This window comes from Variovorax sp. 10N412 (assembly GCF_056394985.1).
This window is the reverse complement of sequence record NZ_JBFTIO010000022.1, coordinates 16,678-36,614: the sequence shown is the minus strand read 5'-3', so window position 1 is coordinate 36,614 and position 19,937 is coordinate 16,678. Positions and strand designations below refer to the sequence as shown.

General features: G+C 67.2%; 19 protein-coding genes. 9 read left to right on the top strand and 10 right to left on the bottom strand.

Features of this window, described 5'->3' with window-relative positions:
- Positions 1–42 precede the first annotated feature (42 nt).
- From AC1DJH_RS30495 to AC1DJH_RS30460, 8 genes are read left to right on the top strand one after another with little or no spacing between them, the layout of a single operon-like run.
- Entirely contained in the window at positions 43–1,353 is a 1,311-nt protein-coding gene (locus AC1DJH_RS30495; RefSeq protein WP_478188265.1) for a 3-isopropylmalate dehydratase large subunit, read from the top strand.
- Positions 1,350–1,880, top strand: coding sequence for a LeuD/DmdB family oxidoreductase small subunit (locus tag AC1DJH_RS30490; protein ID WP_478188264.1), 531 nt, complete (start codon positions 1,350–1,352; stop codon positions 1,878–1,880). The genes AC1DJH_RS30495 and AC1DJH_RS30490 overlap by 4 nt, the downstream gene beginning before the upstream one ends.
- Positions 1,881–1,896: 16 nt before the next feature.
- Positions 1,897–2,760 carry a branched-chain amino acid ABC transporter permease gene (locus AC1DJH_RS30485; protein WP_472112471.1) on the top strand — a complete coding sequence of 288 codons (864 nt, stop codon included), beginning with the start codon at positions 1,897–1,899 and terminating at the stop codon, positions 2,758–2,760.
- 11 nt (positions 2,761–2,771) lie between these two features.
- Positions 2,772–3,746 carry a branched-chain amino acid ABC transporter permease gene (locus tag AC1DJH_RS30480; RefSeq protein ID WP_472112474.1) on the top strand — a complete coding sequence of 325 codons (975 nt, stop codon included), beginning with the start codon at positions 2,772–2,774 and terminating at the stop codon, positions 3,744–3,746.
- The gene (locus AC1DJH_RS30475; protein WP_478188263.1) at positions 3,743–4,594 is read left to right on the top strand and encodes an ABC transporter ATP-binding protein; all 852 of its coding nucleotides are present in this window, start codon (positions 3,743–3,745) and stop codon (positions 4,592–4,594) included. The genes AC1DJH_RS30480 and AC1DJH_RS30475 overlap by 4 nt, the downstream gene beginning before the upstream one ends.
- On the top strand, positions 4,578–5,321 hold the full coding sequence (locus tag AC1DJH_RS30470; protein ID WP_478188262.1) for an ABC transporter ATP-binding protein: 744 nt from the start codon (positions 4,578–4,580) through the stop codon (positions 5,319–5,321). Before AC1DJH_RS30475 ends, AC1DJH_RS30470 begins: the two co-directional genes overlap by 17 nt.
- 43 nt (positions 5,322–5,364) lie before the next feature.
- Positions 5,365–6,579, top strand: coding sequence for an ABC transporter substrate-binding protein (locus tag AC1DJH_RS30465; protein ID WP_478188261.1), 1,215 nt, complete (start codon positions 5,365–5,367; stop codon positions 6,577–6,579).
- Positions 6,580–6,607: 28 nt separating this feature from the next.
- Positions 6,608–7,513 (top strand): isocitrate lyase/PEP mutase family protein, encoded by a 906-nt coding sequence (locus AC1DJH_RS30460; protein WP_478188260.1) that lies wholly within the window; start codon positions 6,608–6,610, stop codon positions 7,511–7,513.
- Positions 7,514–7,542: 29 nt separating this feature from the next.
- On the opposite strand, the gene AC1DJH_RS30455 is transcribed toward AC1DJH_RS30460, so the two are convergent.
- The gene (locus AC1DJH_RS30455; RefSeq protein ID WP_478188259.1) at positions 7,543–8,394 is read right to left on the bottom strand and encodes an NAD-dependent protein deacetylase; all 852 of its coding nucleotides are present in this window, start codon (positions 8,392–8,394) and stop codon (positions 7,543–7,545) included.
- A gap of 69 nt (positions 8,395–8,463) precedes the next feature.
- Here AC1DJH_RS30455 and AC1DJH_RS30450 point away from each other — a divergent pair, with 69 nt between their 5' ends.
- A complete protein-coding gene (locus tag AC1DJH_RS30450) occupies positions 8,464–9,441 on the top strand; it encodes a Bug family tripartite tricarboxylate transporter substrate binding protein (protein WP_478188258.1) in 978 nt (325 codons plus the stop codon).
- Positions 9,442–9,473: 32 nt separating this feature from the next.
- Here the strand turns inward: AC1DJH_RS30450 and sbcB are convergent, their stop codons facing one another.
- The 9 genes from sbcB to tagF form a co-directional block, all read right to left on the bottom strand.
- Positions 9,474–10,913: an exodeoxyribonuclease I gene (gene sbcB / locus AC1DJH_RS30445; protein ID WP_478188257.1), complete on the bottom strand. Its 1,440-nt coding sequence runs from the start codon at positions 10,911–10,913 to the stop codon at positions 9,474–9,476.
- Positions 10,914–12,359 (bottom strand): cardiolipin synthase, encoded by a 1,446-nt coding sequence (cls, locus tag AC1DJH_RS30440; RefSeq protein WP_478188256.1) that lies wholly within the window; start codon positions 12,357–12,359, stop codon positions 10,914–10,916.
- Positions 12,360–12,481: 122 nt separating this feature from the next.
- Complete coding sequence (clpA, locus tag AC1DJH_RS30435; RefSeq protein ID WP_478188255.1) at positions 12,482–14,803, bottom strand: ATP-dependent Clp protease ATP-binding subunit ClpA; 2,322 nt, start codon at positions 14,801–14,803, stop codon at positions 12,482–12,484.
- A gap of 67 nt (positions 14,804–14,870) precedes the next feature.
- Positions 14,871–15,230: an ATP-dependent Clp protease adapter ClpS gene (gene clpS, locus AC1DJH_RS30430; protein WP_435447940.1), complete on the bottom strand. Its 360-nt coding sequence runs from the start codon at positions 15,228–15,230 to the stop codon at positions 14,871–14,873.
- Between the two features lie 137 nt (positions 15,231–15,367).
- Entirely contained in the window at positions 15,368–15,964 is a 597-nt protein-coding gene (locus tag AC1DJH_RS30425; RefSeq protein WP_478188254.1) for a hypothetical protein, read from the bottom strand.
- Complete coding sequence (locus AC1DJH_RS30420) at positions 15,961–16,956, bottom strand: type VI secretion system protein TssA (RefSeq protein ID WP_478188253.1); 996 nt, start codon at positions 16,954–16,956, stop codon at positions 15,961–15,963. The genes AC1DJH_RS30425 and AC1DJH_RS30420 overlap by 4 nt, the downstream gene beginning before the upstream one ends.
- Positions 16,953–18,062 (bottom strand): type VI secretion system baseplate subunit TssG, encoded by a 1,110-nt coding sequence (gene tssG, locus AC1DJH_RS30415; RefSeq protein WP_478188305.1) that lies wholly within the window; start codon positions 18,060–18,062, stop codon positions 16,953–16,955. The genes AC1DJH_RS30420 and tssG overlap by 4 nt, the downstream gene beginning before the upstream one ends.
- A gap of 29 nt (positions 18,063–18,091) precedes the next feature.
- On the bottom strand, positions 18,092–19,198 hold the full coding sequence (locus AC1DJH_RS30410) for a TagK domain-containing protein (protein ID WP_478188252.1): 1,107 nt from the start codon (positions 19,196–19,198) through the stop codon (positions 18,092–18,094).
- Entirely contained in the window at positions 19,195–19,929 is a 735-nt protein-coding gene (tagF, locus tag AC1DJH_RS30405) for a type VI secretion system-associated protein TagF (RefSeq protein ID WP_478188251.1), read from the bottom strand. Before tagF ends, AC1DJH_RS30410 begins: the two co-directional genes overlap by 4 nt.
- Between the last annotated feature and the right edge of the window lie 8 nt (positions 19,930–19,937).

Here is a 19,937-nt window from a genome sequence, read left to right as displayed (position 1 = left end):
GACAACACATGTCGCCACATTGTGGATACCCAAGGAGTGCAGATGCCCCAGACGATGACCGAGAAGATCCTGGCCCGCGTGGCCGGACGTTCCAGCGTTCGCCCCGGCGACGAAGTGCTGGCCCGCCCCGATTTCGTGATTGCCTACGACTTCCCCGGCTACACCGACGTGTTCTTCAAGGAAGCCCGTGAGGAGTTCGGCGTGGACAAGGTGCCCAGCCCCGAGCGCTTCGTGCTCTTCATCGACCACATGGTGCCGGCCACCGCGCCCAAGGAAGAAGAGCTGCACAAGGTCACGCGCGCCTGGGGCAAGGAACAGGGCGTGCCGGTGCACGAGCGCGAAGGCATCGGCCACCAGGTGTCGGCCGAACTGGGCTACGCCACGCCGGGCGCCTTTGCGGTGCACTTCGACGGCCACGTGAGCCAGCTCGGCGCCTTCGGCACGCTGGCCATGGGCGCGCGCAAGAGCGTGCTGGAAACCTTCGTGAGCGAGACCATGGCCCTCACCGTGCCCGGCACGGTGAAGATCGAGCTCACCGGCACGCTGCAGCCCGGCGTGATGGCGCGCGACGTGTTCCACCACATGGTGCGCGTGCTGGGGCCGTCGTCGTGCCGCTTCAAGGTGGTGGAGCTGTGCGGGCCGGTGATCGAAGAAATGAGCATCGAAGGCCGCCAGACCATCTGCGGCCAGGCCATGTTCCTGGGTGCGACCACCATGCTGATCGCGCCCGACGAGAAGACGCTGGCCTACGCCGCGGGCCGCTCGAAGATCGCGCTCGACCCGGTCTACCCCGACGCCGACGCGGTGTACGACCGCGAAGTGACCATCGACGTGAGCGAGCTCACCCCCATCGTCGTGGCGCCGCCGAGCCCCGCGAACACGCGCGACCTGAGCGAGTACGCGGGCCTCGAAGTGCACACGGGCTACCTCGGCTCCTGCGCCAGCGGCCGGCTCGAAGACCTGCGCGCCGCAGCCGACGTGCTGCGCGGGCGCCGCATCAAGCCGGGCTTCCAGCTGCACGTGGTGCCGACCTCGCAGGCCATCATGTCGCAGGCCGCCAAGGAAGGACTGATTTCCACACTGGTGGACGCGGGTGCCTTCATCAGTTCGTCGAGCTGCGACTACTGCTACGGCCGCATCGCGACCATGACCGACGGCCAGCGCGCCGTGTCCACCGGCACGCTCAACACGCCGGGCCGCATGGGCAGCGCCGATTCGGAAATCTTCATCTGCAACGCGGCAGTGGTGGCGGCCTCCGCGCTCGAAGGCTGCATTGCCGATCCCCGCCCCTACCTCGCCGAGGCCGCCAGGGACAGGGCAAAGGCCGAAGCCCTCCAAGGGAGCGCCGCATGAGCATGCCCAACCTGCACGGCCGCGCGGCCTGGATCTTCGAGCAAGACGACTTCGACATCGACCTGATCGTCGGCATCAAGAACATCAAGATCACCGACATCCACGAGCTGGCCGCCGTCACCATGACGAGCTACGACCCCGGCTTCGCCGCCTCGGTGAAAAAGGGCGACCTGCTGGTGGGCGGCCACAACTTCGGCTACGGCCACCCGCACTACCCTGCGATGCGCGCCATGCGCCACCTGGGCGTGGCGGGCGTGATTGCCGAGTCGTTTTCGCCAGGGTTCTTTCGCGGCGAGATCAGCATGGGCTTTCCGCTCATCACCTGCCCCGGCATCCGCGAGATCACCACGCGCTGGGACGAACTGAAGGTCGACTGGGACGCCAGCACCGTGACCCACGTGGGCAGCGGCAAGCAGTTGCCTTTCGAGCGCCTGTCTTCGGTGGAGCGCGGCACGCTGGAGGCCGGCGGCTTCATTCCCTACCTCAAGGCAAGGCTGGCGCAGGGCACGCAGCCCGCGTCGGCCTGAGCCCGGAGCGCACCGCATGCTCCAGATGATCGTGAGCGGCGTCGCCCTGGGCGCCATCTACGGGCTGATCGCCCTGGGCATCGTGATGGTGTTCAAGGCGACCGGCATCCTCAACTTCGCGCACGGCGAGGCGGCCATGCTGTCGGCCTTCGTCGCGTACACGCTGGTGCGCCTGGGCCTGCCGATGTGGGCCGTGGTGCCGCTGGTGCTGCTGTTCGGCGCAGCGCTGGGCATGCTGATCGAGCGCTTCATCATCCGGCGCTTCATCGGCAAGGCGCTGCTGTCGTCGGCCATCTGCACGCTGGGCCTGTTCCTGATCTTCGGCGACCTCGCCATCTGGCTCTGGGGCAAGGACACGCAGGAGCTGCCCAGCGTGTTCCCCGCCGCGCCCATCGACGTGGGCGGCGTGATCGTCTCGGGCATCGACCTGGGCATCGTGGGCGTGTGCGCGGCGCTGGCGGGGGCGCTGTTCGCGTTCTTCCGCTTCACGCGGCTGGGCATCGCGATGCAGGCGACCATGGAGAACCCCACGGCTGCGCGGCTCATGGGCATTCCCATCAAGCGCATCTACGCGCTGGCCTGGGCGCTGTCGCACGTCATCGCGGCGGCCGCGGGCCTGCTGATCGCGCCGCTGACCTTCGTGCATTTCTCGATGATGCAGAGCGCCCTGCACTTCGCCTTCGCGGCGGCGGTGCTCGGCGGCATCGGCAGCATGCCGGGCGCGCTGCTGGGCGGCGTGATCATCGGCGTGACCTCCAACCTCACCGGCGCCTACCTGTCCTCCGAATGGAAGGACGCGGTGCCCTTCATCGTGATGCTGGCCATCCTGATCCTGCGCCCGCACGGGCTGCTGGCACGGCGCCAGGTCAAGAAAGTCTGAGGAAGCAACCCATGACACGCATCTTCGATTCGCGGCCCTGGCTGGCGCCGCTGGTATTCATTGCGCTGTTCGTGCTCGCGCCGCTCGTTCCGGGCGGCTACGTGCTCTACATCTTCACGCTGGTGCTGATCTACACGCTCGCATCCTTCGGCACCAACATCCTCACGGGCTACACCAACCTGATCTCGATGGCCGGCGCGGTGTTCTTCGGCATCGGTGCCTACGGCAGCGCCATTCTCACCACGCACTTCGGCGTGCCGCTGGTGCTGTCGATGCTCATCGCGGCGGCCGTGGCCACGGTGGTGGGCGTGCTGCTGGCGCTGCCGGTGCTGCGCCTGGAAGAGGTGTTCCTGGCCATCGCCACGCTGGGCTTCGTGATGATCTCCGTGGAAGTCGCCAAATCGGGCGGCGAGCTCACGGGCGGCGAGAACGGCATGGGCGCACCCGGGCCCACGCTGTTCGGCTTTGCGCTCGACGAGCGGGCCTACCACCTGTTCGTGGCGGTGGTGCTGGGCGCCGCACTGTGGATTGCGCGCAACCTTTCGCAGAGCCACTTCGGGCGCGGCTTCCTCGCGCTCAAGGGCAGCGAGACGGCCTCGCGCGCGCTGGGGCTCAACGCCACCAAACTCAAGCTCATCGCCTTCGGCGTGTGCGCGTTCTACACGGGCCTGTCGGGCGCGCTGTATGCGCCGGTGGTGCGCTTCATCGATCCGTCGCTCTTCAACATCATGGTGTCGATCAGCTTCGTGTCGATGGTGATCGTGGGCGGGCTGGGCTCGATCATGGGGTCGGTGCTGGGCGCGGTGTTCGTCATCGGCGCGCCGCAGCTTCTCACCTACTTCGGCTTCGACCAGTTCCAGCGCGCGCTGTACGGCGTGGCGATGATCCTGGCGCTGATGTTCCTTCCCGACGGGCTGGCCAGCCTGCTCAAGCGCAAGAAGCTGCCGGGCGCCGACACGGCCGCCGGCCCGGAGGTGCCGCGATGAGGGCGCTGATCGACGGCGCGCCCGTCACGAGCCGGCCGCAAGCCGCCCCCGGCACGGCGCCCGTGCTGTCGCTCTCCGACGTTCGCATGAGCTTCGGCGGCATCGTCGCCGTGCAGGACGTCGGCTTCGACGTGATGCCCGGCACCGTGCACGCGCTGATCGGCCCCAACGGCGCAGGCAAGACCACGATGCTGAACTGCATCAGCCGCTTCTACACGCCGCAAAAGGGCGCCATGCGCCTGCGCACGGCCACCGGCGAGCACGACCTGCTCAAGTGCAAGGCCCACCAGATCGCGCGCCTGGGCATTGCGCGCACCTTCCAGAACCTGGAGCTGTTCTCCGAGCTCACGGTGTTCGACAACGTGCTCATCGCACGCTCGGGCGCCATGCGCTGCACGCTGGCCGAGGCGCTGCTGCGGCTGCCGCGCCAGCGCCGCGAGGAGCGCGAGCAGCGCGAACGCACGCAGCAGATCATCGACAGCCTCAAGCTCGGCGCGCACGCCCACACGCTGGTGCGCGACCTGCCCTACGGCACGCAGAAGCTGGTGGAACTGGCGCGCGCCATGGCGCTGGAGCCGGTGCTGATGCTGCTCGACGAACCCGCCGCCGGTATGAACAACCGCGAGATCGACGCGCTGGGCGACACGCTGCGCCGGCTGCAGCAGGCCACGGGCGCGACGCTGCTGCTCATCGAGCACAGCATGCCGCTGGTGATGTCGATCTCGGACACCATCACAGTGATGCACAACGGCGCCTTCCTGGCGCAGGGCTCGCCGCGCGAGATCGAACAGAACCCGGCCGTGGTCGAGGCCTATCTCGGAGGAGGCAAGAGTGGCAAACGCCGTTGAACCGATGAAGCGCGGCGAACCGCTGCTGCGCGTGGACAACCTGAGCGCCGCCTACGGCAAGATCCGCGCGCTGCACGGCGTGTCGATCGAGGTGCCGGCCGCGGGCATTGTTTGCGTGCTGGGCGCCAACGGCGCAGGCAAGACCACGTTGATGCGCGCGCTCTCGGGGCTTCTGCCGGTGGCGGGCGGCACCGCGGTGTTCGACGGCCGCAGCATCGCCAACGTGCCCGCCGAGCAGCTGGTGCGCCGCGGCGTGGTGCACGTGCCGCAGGGCCGCATGGTGTTCGCGCAGCTCTCGGTGAAGGAGAACCTGGTGCTCGGCGGCTACACCCGCCCGGCCGGCGAGGTGCGCGAGGACATCGACCGCGTGCTGGGCTACTTTCCGCGGCTGAAGGAGCGCATCACCTCGCGCGCCGGAACGCTGTCGGGCGGCGAGCAGCAGATGCTGGCCATTGCGCGCGGCCTGCTCGCCAAGCCGCGCCTGCTGATGCTGGACGAGCCCTCGATGGGCGTGGCGCCCATCATGAAGGACGCCATTTTCTCCACGCTGCGCGACATCCGCGACCGCGAGCGGCTGACGCTGCTGATCGTGGAGCAGGACGCCGACATCGCACTCGACATTTCCGACGAAGGCTACGTGATCGAGACCGGCCGCGTCGTCATGCACGGCCCGGCGGCCGAACTGGCCGGCAACGAGGACATTCGCCGCGCCTACCTGGGCGGCTGAAGCGCACGCAGATTTCCCCACATCAACGACAGGAGACATTCCCATGACCCATTCCGCCCCGCGCCGAACCGCCCTCGCCACCGGCGCCGCGCTGCTCTTCGCAGCCGCGCTGCCGCCCCTGGCCTTCGCCTTCGAGAACAAGGCCGAAGGCGTGCTCGACAAGGAGATCGTGCTCGGCTCGTCGCAACCGATGTCGGGCACGCTGGCCTACATGGGCAAGGCGGTCGATGAAGGCATTCGCACCTACTTCGACATGGTCAACGAACAGGGCGGCGTGAACGGCCGCAAGATCAAGCTCATCACCTACGACGACGAGCTCAAGCCCGCGAAGTCGGTGGCCAACGCCAAGCTGCTGATCGAGCGCGACAACGTGTTCGCGATGGTGGGCAACATCGGCCACGCCACCAACATCAGCGCCTACGAATACAGCTCGACGAAGAAGGTGCCGACCATCGGTGCGCTGAGCATCTCCGACCTGACGAGCACGCCGCCGCGCGAACTGCTCTACGTGCTGCCCTCGCCGCAGTCGACCGAGACCGCCGCTTACATCGACTACGCGGTGGAGAAGCTGAAGGCGAAGAAGATCGCCATGCTTTACCAGAACGACGGCTGGGGCAAGCCGGCCTACGACATCGCGGGCAAGCAGCTGGAAAAGCACGGGCTGAAACTGGTCGAGGCGCAAAGCTTCGAGCGCTTTGCCACCGACATCACCTCGCAGGTGTTCAAGCTCAAGCAGGCCGAGCCCGACGTGGTGATCGTCTACGCGCTGGGCCAGGAGGCGGTGCTGTTCTTTCGCGGCGCGGAAAAGCTCGGCTGGAAGCCGACGGTGTTCGGCGCGGGCGGCCTGAACGATCCCAAGTTCGTCGAGTTGCTGGGCAAGAGCCCGGCCAAGCTGTACGTGGCCTCGTACTACGACGCGGTGGAGGGAGACAACCCGGCCATCAAGGACTTCTTCACCCGCTACACCAGGCTGTACCCGAAGTCGGCGCCCTCGTCCACGGCGCTGATGGGCTACTCGGCGGCGGCCGTGGCGGTCGAGGCGCTCAAGCGCGCGGGCAACGAGCCCAGCCGCGCCAAGGTGGTGGCCGCGCTCGACGCGATGAACAGCTTCGACCAGAAGATCGGCCCGAAGATTTCCTTCCAGCCGCTGGGCGCGGGCGGCTATGCGCGGCGCGGCCAGACTGGCGTGGCGCTGATGGAACTCAAGGACCAGAAGTTCGTTTCGCTCGGCGGCTACATCGACCCCGTCAAGCGCTGATCTCATCCCCCTTTCAAGGAGACTTTCCATGACTTCCACAACGTCCGTCCGCAAGACCATGCGCGCGCGCATCACCTCCGGCCCCACCTTCTGGATGGCCGGCGCGCAGGACGCGCTGTCGGCGCTGCTCGTCGACCAGTCGGGCTTCGACGGCATCTTCACCACCGGCTTCGGCATTTCGGCCTCGCTGCTGGGGCAGCCCGACGTGGAGCTGTACACGCTGACGGAAAACGTCGGCGTGGTGAACCGCATCGCCAACATCGTCAAGAAGCCGATCTTTGCCGACGCCGACACGGGCTACGGCAACGTGATCAACGTGGCGCGCACCGTGCGCGAGTTCGAGAAGACCGGCGTGGCCGCCATATCGCTCGAGGACCAGTTCAGCCCCAAGCGCTGCCCCGCCGCCGCCAGCACCATGCCGCTGGTGCCGGTGCGCGACGCGGTGGCGAAGATCCGGGCGGCGGTGGACGCGCGCCAGGACCCCGACTTTCTGATCGTGGCGCGCACCGACGCCATCGACCCCTCGGACGCCATCGACCGCGCCTGCCAGTACGCCGAGGCCGGCGCCGACCTGATCCAGCCGATCTCGCGCACTTTCAAGGGCTACGACGACCTGGTGAAGCTGAAGGAAGCTACCGGCCGTCGCCTGTCGCTGCAGCTGATGCAGGGCCTGTGGATGGCCAAGCTGAGCCGTGCGCAGATCGAATCGGTGGCGGCCTTTGCCACCTACCCGATCGTCACGCTGATGAGCACCGTGCATGCACTGCAGGCCAACCTGCAGGTGCTGTCGGAGCGCCGCACGGGCGACGTCGACGGCCTGCCGAGCGGACAGACGACCATGCCGGCATTCAAGGAAATCATCGGCTGGAACGCTGTCGAGGAACGCCAGGCGTACTACGAGACCGATGCGGCGCCGCTGAAGCGCGCGGCCTGAACGCGAGCTGAAGCCGCTGTCGCACGCCCTCAGTTCACGCTGTCGGGCTGCGCCTTGGGCACCCATTGCTGCGCAAGCGCCGAAAGCGCCTCGCCCACCGGCTGCTCCACCTTCAGCGTGAGCAAATCGTCGGCCCGCGTGCGCCCCAGGTTCACCGCCGCCACAGGCTTGCCCGCCGCGGCCGCAGCCTGCACGAAGCGAAAGCCCGAATACACCATCAGCGACGAGCCGGCCACCAGCACCGCATCGGCTGCTTCGAGCGCCGCGAAGGCGGACGTGACGCGCTCCTTGGGCACGCTCTCGCCGAAGAACACCACGTCGGGCTTGAGCAGGCCGCCGCAGTGGGCGCAGGCGGGCACGTCGAAAGCGGAGAAGTCGTGGCCTTCAAGGTCGGCATCGCCGTCCGGCGCGGCGCGGGCCTCGAGTGCGGCCCAGTGCGGGTTGCGCTCGCGCAGTGCCAGCTGCAGGTCGGCGCGCGTGGTGCGCCGCTCGCAGCCCATGCAACGCACGGTGTCGATGCGCCCGTGCAGGTCGATGGCGCCCCGGCTCCCGGCGGCCTCGTGGAGGCCGTCGACGTTCTGTGTGAGCAGCAGGCCCACGCGCCCGGCCGCTTCGAGCTGCGCCAGCGCGCGGTGCGCCGCACCGGGGCGGGCACCGGCCATCGTCGGCCAGCCGATCAGGCTGCGCGCCCAGTAGCGGCGGCGGGTGGACTCCTCGCCCATGAACGCCTGGTAGGTGACGGGCGACGGGCGCTTCCATTCGCCCTTCACGTCGCGGTAGTCGGGAATGCCCGACTCGGTACTGCATCCCGCGCCGGTGAGCACGAAGAGCTTGGGGTGGCGGGTGGCGAAGTCGGCGAGCGCGGCGGCTGGAGCGGTCATGCGGGCAGCATAAGTCGGCGGCCTGATTCCTGCTAAGAGCCCTGTTCTTACCCGTCCGCGGAGAACGCCATGCCCCCCTTTCATCCCACGCGCCGCAGTGCGCTGCAACTTCTGGCCGCAGGCGTCGCGTCTGCCGCACTGCCGGCCTTCGCTCAATGGCCCGACCGGGCAATCAAGATCGTCGTGACATTTCCGCCGGGCGGCTCCAGCGACGTGCTGGCGCGCGTGATGGCCGAGCAACTGACCAAGAAGCTCGGGCAGCCGGTGGTCGTGGACAACAAGCCCGGCGCGGGCGGCACGATCGGCGGCGCACAGGTTGCGGCGGCGCCGCCCGATGGCTACACGCTGATGCTGTCGAACACCACGCCGATCGCGCTCGGCCCCTTCACGCTCGACAAGCAGCCCTATGACCCGGTCGCGGGTTTCACTCACGTCGCCTACCTGGGCGCCGCGCCGCTGGTGGTCATGGCGAGCAAGCCGTCCGGCCTGAAGACCTATGCGGACTTCGAGGCCATGGCGCGCAAGGAAGGCCGCATGGACTTCGGCTCGGGCGGCCCGGGCTCGATCGGACACATCCACGGCGAGCTGCTCAAGAAAACCACCGGGCTCAACATGGTGCACGTGCCCTACCGCGGCGGCGCCCCCATGACCACCGACCTGATCGCCAACACCATTCCCGTCGGCATCGACGTCATCACGTCCTATGTGCCGTTCTTCAAGAGCGGCCAGCTGGTGCCGCTGGCGGTAACGGGCACGCAGCGCTCGCCGCTGATGCCGGAGGTTCCCACCATGGTCGAGCTCCACCAGCCGAAGCTGGTGCTGGAGAACTTCTTCGGCCTGTCCGGCCCTGCCCGGCTTGCGCCGGACGTGGTGGCGCGGCTCAACGCCGCGTGCAACGAAGTGCTGGTGATGCCCGAGATCCAGAAGAAGCTGACCGAACTGGGCATCGTGGCCCAGCCGGAGACGGTGGCCATGTTCAACCGCTTCGTGAAGGAGCAGGTGGACGTGCTGGGGCCGACGGTGAAGGGCGCGGGGATCAAGCTGTAGCGCCCGTCGCCCGTCGCACGGCAAACGATGGGTCAGGCCTCCGGCGCGATGGCCTCGGCGTACTCGTAGAGCGCGCCCAGGATTTCCTCGCCGCGCTCGTCGGCGGTCTCCGAAAGCGCATCGACCTCGCTGAACAGCATCTCGATGGTGCGCGCCCCGCCCTCGCCCTTGAAGAGCCTGGCCACGCGCAGGGCTTCCCAACGCTCGGTTTCCTCTTCGCTGAGCAGCTCGGGCCAGTTGCGCGCGCGGTAGCGGAACAGGATCTCGTCGAGCCGGCCGTCGTCGAAACCGGTGCGGTCCTTGGCAAGCTCTTCGGGCGACAGCGAGCGCAGCTGGTTCAGGCGGCGGCGGTCGGCGTTGCCGACGAAGCCGCCGTAGAGGTCTTCGTCCACATCGGGCGCGGCCTCCTTCGGACGCGCGTACACCTGAGACCAGATGGCGCTCATGTCGGGCAGGTCGCGGGCGATGGCGGCGTTGCGCATGGCCGCGTCGAGGTCGATGTTCCAGCGCTCGGCCATGGCCGGCGCGAGCGTGCGCAGGTTGCCCACCACCATCGGCGACTTGTTCAGGTGAATGCCCTTCACCGGCAGGCGGACCATGCCTTCGGGCAGGTCGGCGGTGCGGGTGAACAGTCGCAGGCGCAGCGTGTCGGCGTCGAGCTCGCGCAGTTCGCTGGGGTCGTGCGCCAGGTCCCAGGCCAGCAGCTCGTTCTTGTTGGTCGGGTGGCTGGCCAGCGGCCACATCACGGCGATGCAGCCGCGCTCGACCGGGAACATGCCCGACACGTGCAGGAAGGGCTTGGCCGTTTCACGCATCGCGGGCAAGCCGAGTTCGGTGGCCACGCGGTCCTTCTTGTGCAGGCCGAAGGCAAAGTCGAACAGCTTGGGCTGCTTGTCGCGAATCAGCCGGGCCAGCGCAATGGTGGCGCGCACGTCCGATAGCGCATCGTGCGCCGACTCGTGCAGCAGGCCGTTGGCGCGCGCCAGGTCTTCGAGCTTGAAGCTGGGCTTGCCGTCTTCCTTCTTCGGCCACTGGATGCCGTCGGGGCGCAGCGCGTAGGTGAGGCGCACCACGTCGAGCAGGTCCCACCGCCCGCAGTCGTTCTGCCATTCGCGCGCATACGGGTCGATCAGGTTGCGCCAGAACAGGAAGCGCGTGACCTCGTCGTCGAAACGAATGGTGTTGTAGCCCACGCCGATGGTGCCGGGCTGCGAGAAGGCCTGCTCGATCTGCGCGGCGAACTCGTGCTCGGGAATGCCGCGCTCCAGGCACACCTGGGGCGTGATGCCGGTGATCAGGCAGGCCTCGGGGCTGGGCAGGTAGTCCGGCGCAGGCTTGCAATAGACCATGATCGGCTCGCCGACCTCGTTCAGCTCGGCGTCGGTGCGGATGGCGGCGAACTGCGAGGGGCGGTCACGGCGCGGCACGGCGCCGAAGGTTTCGTAGTCGTGCCAGAGAAAGGTGTGGTTCATTCAGAGCAGGGGTGAAAACAAGCGCGCAACGGCATCGCCGAGGCGACGCCAGAATTTCTGTGGCCGGTGGGCGCGCACCGCGCCGGAACTGTGCAGGTCGGTCTCGAACTGCGCCGCGAGCGGACGGGCGAGTTCCGGACCATAAACCACGGCGCAGACCTCGAAGTTGAGGCGGAAGCTGCGGTTGTCGAAATTGGCGGTGCCGATCATTGCGCAATGGTCGTCGACCACCAGGGTCTTGGAGTGCAGCATGCGCGCCTTGTACTCCCACACCTTCACGCCGGCGGCGATCAGCTCGTCGAAGTACGAGCGCGCCGCGGCGCTCACGATGGCCGAGTCGCTGCGACGCGGTACCAGCAGGCGCACATCCACCCCGCGCAACGCCGCGCTGGTGAGCGCCATCAACGCGGGCTCACCCGGCACGAAGTACGGCGTGGTGAGCCAGGCACGGTGCGTGGCCGAATGGATGGCCTCCACGTGCACGCGGTGGATGGCCTCGAGCGTGTTGTCGGGGCCGCTGGTGACGATCTGCACCGGAATGTCGCCCGCCTCCAGCTGCGGCAGCATCGCAGCCATGGTGTCGTCCATGCCGCGCGGGTCTTCGCCGGTGGCGTAGGTCCAGTCTTCGAGAAAAGTGGTCTGCAGCCAGCGCACCGCGCTGCCCTCGATGCGCAGGTGCACGTCGTGGTACGCGTCGGGGTTGGTGCGCTTGTCTTCCTCGTCGGTGATGTTCACGCCGCCCGTGAAGCCCACGCGGCCGTCGCACACCACGATCTTGCGGTGGGTGCGGTAGTTGGTCACCGGGCGCAGGCGGCGGCCGATCTTGGTGTCGTGGAACAGCGCCACCTTGACGCCCGCCTCGTGCATCGGCGCCATGAACTTGCGGCCGATGCGCTTGGAGCCCAGCGCATCGATCAGCAGGCGCACCGTCACGCCCTCTTTCGCGCGCTCGACCAGCAGGTCGCGCAGCGCGGTGCCGATCTTGTCGGGTTCGAAGATGTAGTACTCGAGGTGGATGTGGTTCTGCGCGGCGCGCACCGCCTCGAAGATGGCGTCGAAGGTGCGCGCGCCGCCCGACAGCAGCGCCACGTCGACGGCGCTGGACACCGGCAGCCCGCAGGTCGCGGTGCCCAGCCGTGCCATCTGCTGCAGGGCCGGTGGCGCGCTCTGCGCCACGTCGCGCAGGAGCGCGACGTCGGCCTGGGCATAGGCGCTGGCACGGCTGCGCAGCCGCTTGATGCGCTGCTTGCGCAGGCGCTGCGGCCCGAGGAAGTAGTAGATGACGAAGCCTGCGAACGGCAGCAGCGCCAGCGACAGGATCCAGCTCATGGTGGACACCGGCGCGCGCTTCTGCATCACGATCCAGATCGACAGCACGGCAATGTAGCCGCTCCAGGCCAGGGAGAGGCCGGTTTTCCATTCGGGGCTGAGGACGGGGAGGATCAAGACAAAAGCGAGTTGAAGCGGCGATGCGGATGCACCGGCCAAAGAAAAAGGCCGGCAGCGTGATGCTACCGGCCTTTGGAGGCGGCTCCGTGGACTCATTGGCCACGGATTGCACGGTTCGTTCAGCCCGTTGCAGCTTCTTCCGCTTCGGGCTTCGACTTGCCTTCCTTCTTCGGCAGCGGCTGGATGTCGAGCAGCACTTCGTCCTTGTCGTCGAGGTCGACTTCGAGGCGGCCGCCGTCGGTCAGGCGGCCGAACAGCAGTTCGTCGGCCAGTGCACGACGGATCGTGTCCTGGATCAGGCGCTGCATCGGACGCGCGCCCATCAACGGGTCGAAGCCCTTCTTGGCCAGGTGCTTGCGCAGCTTGTCGCTGAACGTGACTTCCACCTTCTTCTCGCCGAGCTGGGTTTCCAGCTGCAGCAGGAACTTGTCGACCACGCGCAGGATGACGTTTTCGTCGAGCGGCTTGAAGTTGACGATGGCGTCCAGCCGGTTGCGGAATTCAGGCGAGAACAGGCGCTTGATGTCGCCCATTTCGTCGCCCGCCTGGCGCGGGTTGGTGAAGCCGATGGTCGCCTTGTTCATGGTCTCGGCGCCCGCGTTCGTCGTCATGATGATGATGACGTTGCGGAAGTCGGCCTTGCGCCCGTTGTTGTCCGTCAGCGTGCCGTGGTCCATGACCTGCAGCAGCACGTTGAAGATGTCCGGGTGCGCCTTCTCGATTTCGTCGAGCAGCAGCACGGAGTGCGGCTTCTTCGTGACGGCTTCGGTCAGCAGACCGCCCTGGTCGAAACCGACGTAGCCCGGAGGCGCGCCGATCAGGCGGCTCACCGCGTGACGCTCCATGTACTCCGACATGTCGAAGCGGATCAGCTCGATGCCCATGATGTAGGCGAGCTGCTTCGCGGCTTCGGTCTTGCCGACGCCCGTGGGGCCGGAGAACAGGAACGAGCCGATCGGCTTGTCGCCCTTGCCCAGGCCCGAACGCGCCATCTTGACCGCCGAGGCGAGCACTTCGAGCGCCTTGTCCTGGCCGAACACCACGCTCTTGAGGTCGCGCTCGATGGTCTGCAGCTTGCCGCGGTCGTCGTTGCTGACGTTCGCCGGGGGAATGCGCGCGATCTTCGCCACGATTTCCTCGACTTCCGCCTTGCTGATGGTCTTCTTGCGCTTGCTCGGCGGCAGGATGCGCTGGGCGGCACCGGCTTCGTCGATGACGTCGATGGCCTTGTCGGGCAAATGACGGTCATTGATGTACTTGGCGCTGAGCTCTGCGGCAGCCTGGAGGGCCGCCACCGCGTACTTCACGCCGTGGTGTTCCTCGAAGCGCGACTTCAGGCCCTTCAGGATGTCGACGGTTTCCTGCACCGTCGGCTCGACCACGTCGACCTTCTGGAAGCGACGCGACAGGGCCGCGTCCTTCTCGAAGATGCCGCGGTACTCGGTGAAGGTGGTCGCACCGATGCACTTGAGCTGGCCGCTGGAGAGCGCCGGCTTCAGCAAGTTCGACGCGTCGAGCGTGCCGCCCGAGGCTGCGCCCGCACCGATCAGGGTGTGGATTTCGTCGATGAACAGGATGGCGTTCGGCTTGTCCTTGAGCGACTTGAGCACGCCCTTCAGGCGTTGTTCGAAGTCCCCGCGGTACTTGGTGCCGGCCAGCAATGCGCCCATGTCGAGCGAGTAGACCTGCGCTTCGGCGAGGATCTCGGGCACATCGCCCTGCGTGATGCGCCAGGCGAGGCCCTCGGCAATCGCGGTCTTGCCGACGCCGGCTTCACCCACCAGCAGCGGGTTGTTCTTGCGCCGGCGGCACAGGATCTGGATGACGCGCTCGACCTCGTATTCGCGGCCGATCAGCGGATCGATCTTGCCGTCCTTGGCAAGCTGGTTGAGGTTTTGCGTGAACTGCTCGAGCGGCGATGCCTTCTCGTTGCGTTCGCCGCCGCCCTCTTCGCCTTCGCCTTGGGGAGCTTCGCCGCTGCCCTTGACGGCTTCCGGCGGATCGCTCTTCTTGATGCCGTGGGCAATGAAGTTGACCACGTCCAGGCGGGTCACGCCCTGCTGGTGGAGGTAATAGACGGCGTGCGAGTCCTTCTCACCGAAGATCGCCACCAGCACGTTGGCGCCGGTGACTTCCTTCTTGCCGTTGCCGGTGGACTGCACATGCATGATGGCGCGCTGGATCACGCGCTGGAAACCCAGCGTAGGCTGGGTGTCTACATCGTCGGTACCCGCCACTTGCGGCGTGTTGTCCTTGATGAAGTTGGTGAGCGACGCCCGAAGGTCGTCGACGTTGGCCGAGCAGGCGCGCAGAACTTCCGCGGCGCTCGGGTTGTCCAGCAAAGCGAGCAGCAGATGCTCCACGGTGATGAACTCGTGGCGCTGCTGCCGGGCCTCGACGAAGGCCATGTGCAAGCTGACTTCCAGTTCCTGGGCAATCATGTGATTTCCTTTTGCCTTGCTGTAAATAAGTTCTCAGATGGGTTGTAGCTTGCGCAATTCAACTGGTTCATGCAACCGGCTCGCTGACGCATTGCAGCGGATGCCCGGCTTGCTGGGCCGCTTCCATCACCTGGTTGACCTTGGTGGCTGCCATGTCGCGGGAATAGACCCCACAGACGCCGCGGCCATCGAGGTGGATCTTGAGCATGATCTGGGTCGCACTTTCGCGATCCTTGCTGAAATATTCCTGCAAAACGACGATCACGAACTCCATGGGGGTGTAGTCGTCGTTCAGCATGACCACCTGGTACATCTGAGGCGGCGCAGTTTTCTGCGGCCGGCGCTCCAGGACGACCGAATCTCCGTCGTCCCCAGCGGGTTTCTGCGCCGGTGGAGTGTTGGGAGTCTTGGGAATTCTCGTTGCCATGAAAAAGATTCTATAGAGCGTGCAAGCACCGTGCCGACGCAGAGAGACTTGGTGGCGCGTATTCGACAAATCAAGGCCCTTGCGGCGTGTGCGACAACAGAAATCGCCCATAAAAAAACCGGCGGGCCGCCGGTCTTTCATAAATTGCGCAGGACGGGCCTCTTGGGTGCCTGCAATTTTCTGCCGGGCACCCGCGCGGGCATTGGCAAATCGGGCGGCAAGGCGTCGATTTCCTCGTCGGTCAGCTCCTGCTCAGGTTCAGCCGCGGGACGTGGCAGGGGATCGTTGATTTTTTGCGGCTCGGGTGACTTGGCAAGCGAGGTCAAAGGCACCGCCTGACCAGATGGCGCCCGGGCGGCATACACCGGACCCGGCACCATCGGAGGGCGCCGGGCCGGCGAGCCCGTCAGCAGGGCCTGCCATTCGGCCTCGCGCAGGCCGTCCTGCACGGCCTGCCAACGGTGCTGGTCGCTCACCAGCTCCTTCCATCGCTCGGTTTGCTGTCTGCTCAGGAACTCGAGCTCCACACGAACCGTTTGCTGCATCCACTGAGGCACGCACAGCAAGGCCTGGTGCAGGTCCCGCTCCGCCTTTTCGCGAGCCAGCTCGAACGCATGCCGCTGGGTCTCCAACTGCGCACGGGAACTGCGCGCACAAAGCCAGGCAGCCAGCAAAGCCCCGAGCATCCCGACAACGAAGCAGACGAGGGGCAGTCCGAGCAGGAGGGCAGTCATCGAGCCCCCTCCCCCGCGGCGTCCCATTTGCGCACGAGATCGAGCGGAATTGCGTCGGCCACCTCCGAGAAGCGTCGCCCGACCATTCGCTCGGCCTGCCCGAGCAGGACGGCGACCGGGCTGCTGGGCTCGTGGACCTCGAACCATTCGCGGGCGTCACGGATGCTGTCGCGGACATCGTCGCGCGAAAGCGCGGACGGGCTGGGCGGTCTCTCGATGCGCCTGTTGGCCTCAGCGCGTTCGGTCGGTTCGGCCTCACCCTGCGGTTCAGGCAGCTCGAACGGCGCCAGCAGGACGCACAACGCCTGCAGCGATGGCGCGTCCGGCCCCAGGTTGCTCGCTGACCACGCGGCGATCTCTCGTGCAGCCTTCGACGCCGCCGCAAGCAGACTGACGGGGGCTTCGGCATCGTCGACGGCGGACCGACGCAAGCCATCCAGTTGCTGCGCCATCCACTCCGGGCTGGGAGAGCCGACCTGCCGAGGCACGGCGAAGGCGCGCTCGACCTCCCGCACGGTCAGGTGACGCGCGGCGTTCGCCGCCACAACGATCTCGCGCACGTCACCCAGCAGGCCCTCGGGGTCGGCCAACGCCGCCAGCGCATTGGCACGCACGGCCGGATCGCGCTCGCCCTCCACGACCAGTTGCGGGTGAATCGCGTCCGGCCAGGCCTGCAAGGCTTCAGCCAAGGCGGCCAGGGCGGGGGCGAGTCCTGCCGCCTGGGCGAGCCGCGTGCGGGCCCTGCAGACCCAGACGAACAGGTTGATATCCCGGGTCCTCGACAGCAAGCGCCGGCAGTCCCGCTCGATGTCGGCCCAGTTCGGCGCGTCCGGCACGCCCACGAACTCGCCATATTGCGCATCCCCGCGCGGCGACAGGCGCGAAAGCAGGACCGCGTACTCCGAGTCGTACTCCAGGCTGGGACCGCACGGAGCGGTCGGGCTGAGCGGCAAGGTGACGGAAGAATCTTCGGAGGGGGTGACGAGGATCATGGATTGGCAGGAGAAAAGACGCCAAACGCAGCGCGCGCGGCATCGTGAGAAGAACGGGAACCGATGTACTGCTCGGGCTCGAACACCATGCCGACCGTGTTGTCGCCGGGCCCCATCGCGCCTTCGGCCCCTCCCAGCCACGTCGACCAGCCGAGCTTTTCCTTGTCCTCGAGCCGTGCGGGCGGCGTGCTCTCGTTGTGCACGCGCAGTTCGACCTCCCACACGAATTCATAGCCGACGAAGCCCCGAACCCACTCCACGAGCAAGGGCAGGTCGCGTCCCTGCGGCGTGAAGCGCAGGTACTGGTCGAGGCTCAGCGGCCCGAGCACGAGCCGGAACTTGTTCTGCCGGTCGGCCACGACCTCGCCCGCCATTGCGCCCACGCCCATGACACTGGAGGCGCGTGCCTGTCCCAGATGGCTCCGGTCTTCGTCGTCGATGCGAATCCAGTGCAACACGAACTCCTGCAATTGCACAGGCACCGCGAAGAAGCGCGCCAGCGCGGCGGCCAGTCCGTCGGGATTGCGGGACTCCCGCGCCAAGTGCGTCGATGCCGCGAGCCGGGCGTGCGCGGGCAGCACCGAGTCCCGGATCTCCAGCGGATCGTGGCCCGTCAAGCGTGCCACGTAGCGGCTGAAGACCTCGTCGCCGGCACGATCGAGGCCCGCCGCGGCCTGGCTCTGGGCCCATGCGCGGTACATGTGCGTCAGGTAGCGGTGGTGAAACAGATCGAGAAAATCAGCGAGCGTCGTGTCGTTGTGGTTCTCGCTGCGATCGCGAACGATTTCGGTGTAGTGGAGCGGCAACGGCCCGTTCGGTCCCAGCATGCCAAGGCCGTACACGCGCACCATCGGAAGCAGCGGGTTGTTCCCGGAGCGGGGCGGCGCAGCGCCAGGCACGCGAGCCTGCGCCTCCCCGGGCAGCACGGCTTGCGCGATCTCGCGGGGCGCGAAGATCAATGCAGCCGTCTGGCCCAGGCGAAACGGCTCCTGCTGAGGCCGGTTCGCCAGCCCGATCGGAGGTTGCTGCACATGGGATGCCCCCAACCGGCGAAGCAAGGAGAAAAACCCGAACTTCCACGGCGCTTGGCGCAGTCGTTCGAGCATGGGCTGCAGGGCCAGTCCGGCGTCCGGCTTCACGCGGCGCCTCCCTTGTCGCTGTCGCTGCCGTGGCCGTTCGCGATGGCACGGGCCGTGCCGAGGCGGACATGGCTGTCAGGCGACAGTTGGTGGTGCTCTCTGCGTGTCAGGCTGGGCAATGCGGCCTGCGCATCGCGGGCCAGTTCGGGAGCGAACAGGCTCAGCACGTCTTCCGTGTTCGGCGCGTCGAGCAACGTGGATTGGTCGAGCGGTTCGAAGCCATCGATGATTCGGTCGATGCCCTCTCGCGGCAGCACGATGTCGCGCAGCATGGGATAGGGTTCGGCCTGCTTGCTGAGTTCGTCCAGCGTGGGCGCGGGCTCGCCGTCGATGGCGAAGATGCCCTCCCAGTCGGTACGACCGGCAAGCTGATCAGGATCGCTGACGACGCGCACGAATTCATCGTTCAGGTCGTCGAGCAAGGACTTGGGGCCGCCAAGAGCGGTCAGCGATATTTCAGCGCGGACCGCGTGCATTGCGCGCCGCTCGGGCGGCGGCGACTCGCCCAGCAAGGCTGTCAGCACGTCTGCCGTGGAGCGAGACTGCGCACCTGCAATCCCGAGCACGGCGAAGGGATCGATGTGCGCACCATCCTGAGAACCGATGACGCCACTGTCTTGCGGGCAACCGGCCAGATCGTGCCAATCGAAACTTGGCGCGGTGTGTTCATCGGGTGTCGCGGCCCTGTCCACCTGGTCTGCGACGATGGCAGGCTCGTGCGCGATGGACGGGTCGTTCCAAGGTTCCACCACGAAGCGCAACAGGCCCAGCTCCAGCACATCGCCTGCGGCGACGGGCACGGGGCACGCGGGCGGCACGCGCTGCCCGTTGCGCACGCACAGCAGCGTGTGGCTGTTGTTCAACAGTTGCCAGCGGCCGTGACCGTTGTCCCATTGAATGCGGCACAGGTTGGCCAGGCGCCATTGGGCATCGCTGTGACGCTCACCGCTCAACGCCAGCGCGTCACTCATTCCCGATCCGCCCACGGGGATGCACAGCACGCCGCAGCGCGCCTCGCCGCCGCTGTGCGTCAGTCGAAGGCGCAGGGGCGCGGGCTGCTCGCTCTCTTTCGGGGAAGCATCCGCAGGACGCTCGGTGTTCATGGCACGCCGCCCCAAAGTTTTTGCAGCCGGTTGGCCGCGCCCACGAAACGCCCATGAACGTCCTGCTGCCAGAACGCACTCTCGACGCATGCACCCGACAGGCGCTGTGGCCAGTCGGCCCACGGCAGGAAGCGAACGCCATGCAGTTGGCCGCCCAGGTCGTCCTGGGGCGCAGCGCCTGCCCACTGGTCGAGCAGCCCTTGTGTGCGGCGGACTCGCACCGCGGTCTCGAATTCGTTGCAGGCCGGGGTACCCGCCGCTGTCGGCGCGTGCCTCTGATCGCGCCACAACGCCTTCACCGTGCGCTCGATCGCGGCCAGATCGGCTGGCCCTTCCGCACGCGTGTGACGCGCCACCGCGCGGGCCAGCCAGAACTGCCAGTCGCGTGGCTGCCGCAGTTGGACCTCGAAGTGTTTCAGCACCCAGCGCGGATGGGCTTGCTGGTAGACCACCAACGGATGGTGGCGCCCTACCCTGTCGATCGACGGCGCAATCACACCCAGCACGAACCGGCGCTGCGCAAATGCCAGGGTGCCGGGCGGCAAGACAAAGGCAGCAGGCAGGGCAACGGCCTTGGCCGACGCGTCGGCACCCGCATTCGGGGCCTGGCCGTCCAGCCAGGACGCCCATGCTTCCAGCTCACCGTGACGCATGCCACTTCGCACGAAATCCGTGTGATTCGGCAATTTCCCCCAGATGGCCGGCGGCGTGATGCCCCAGACATCGAGCATTCGCGCCC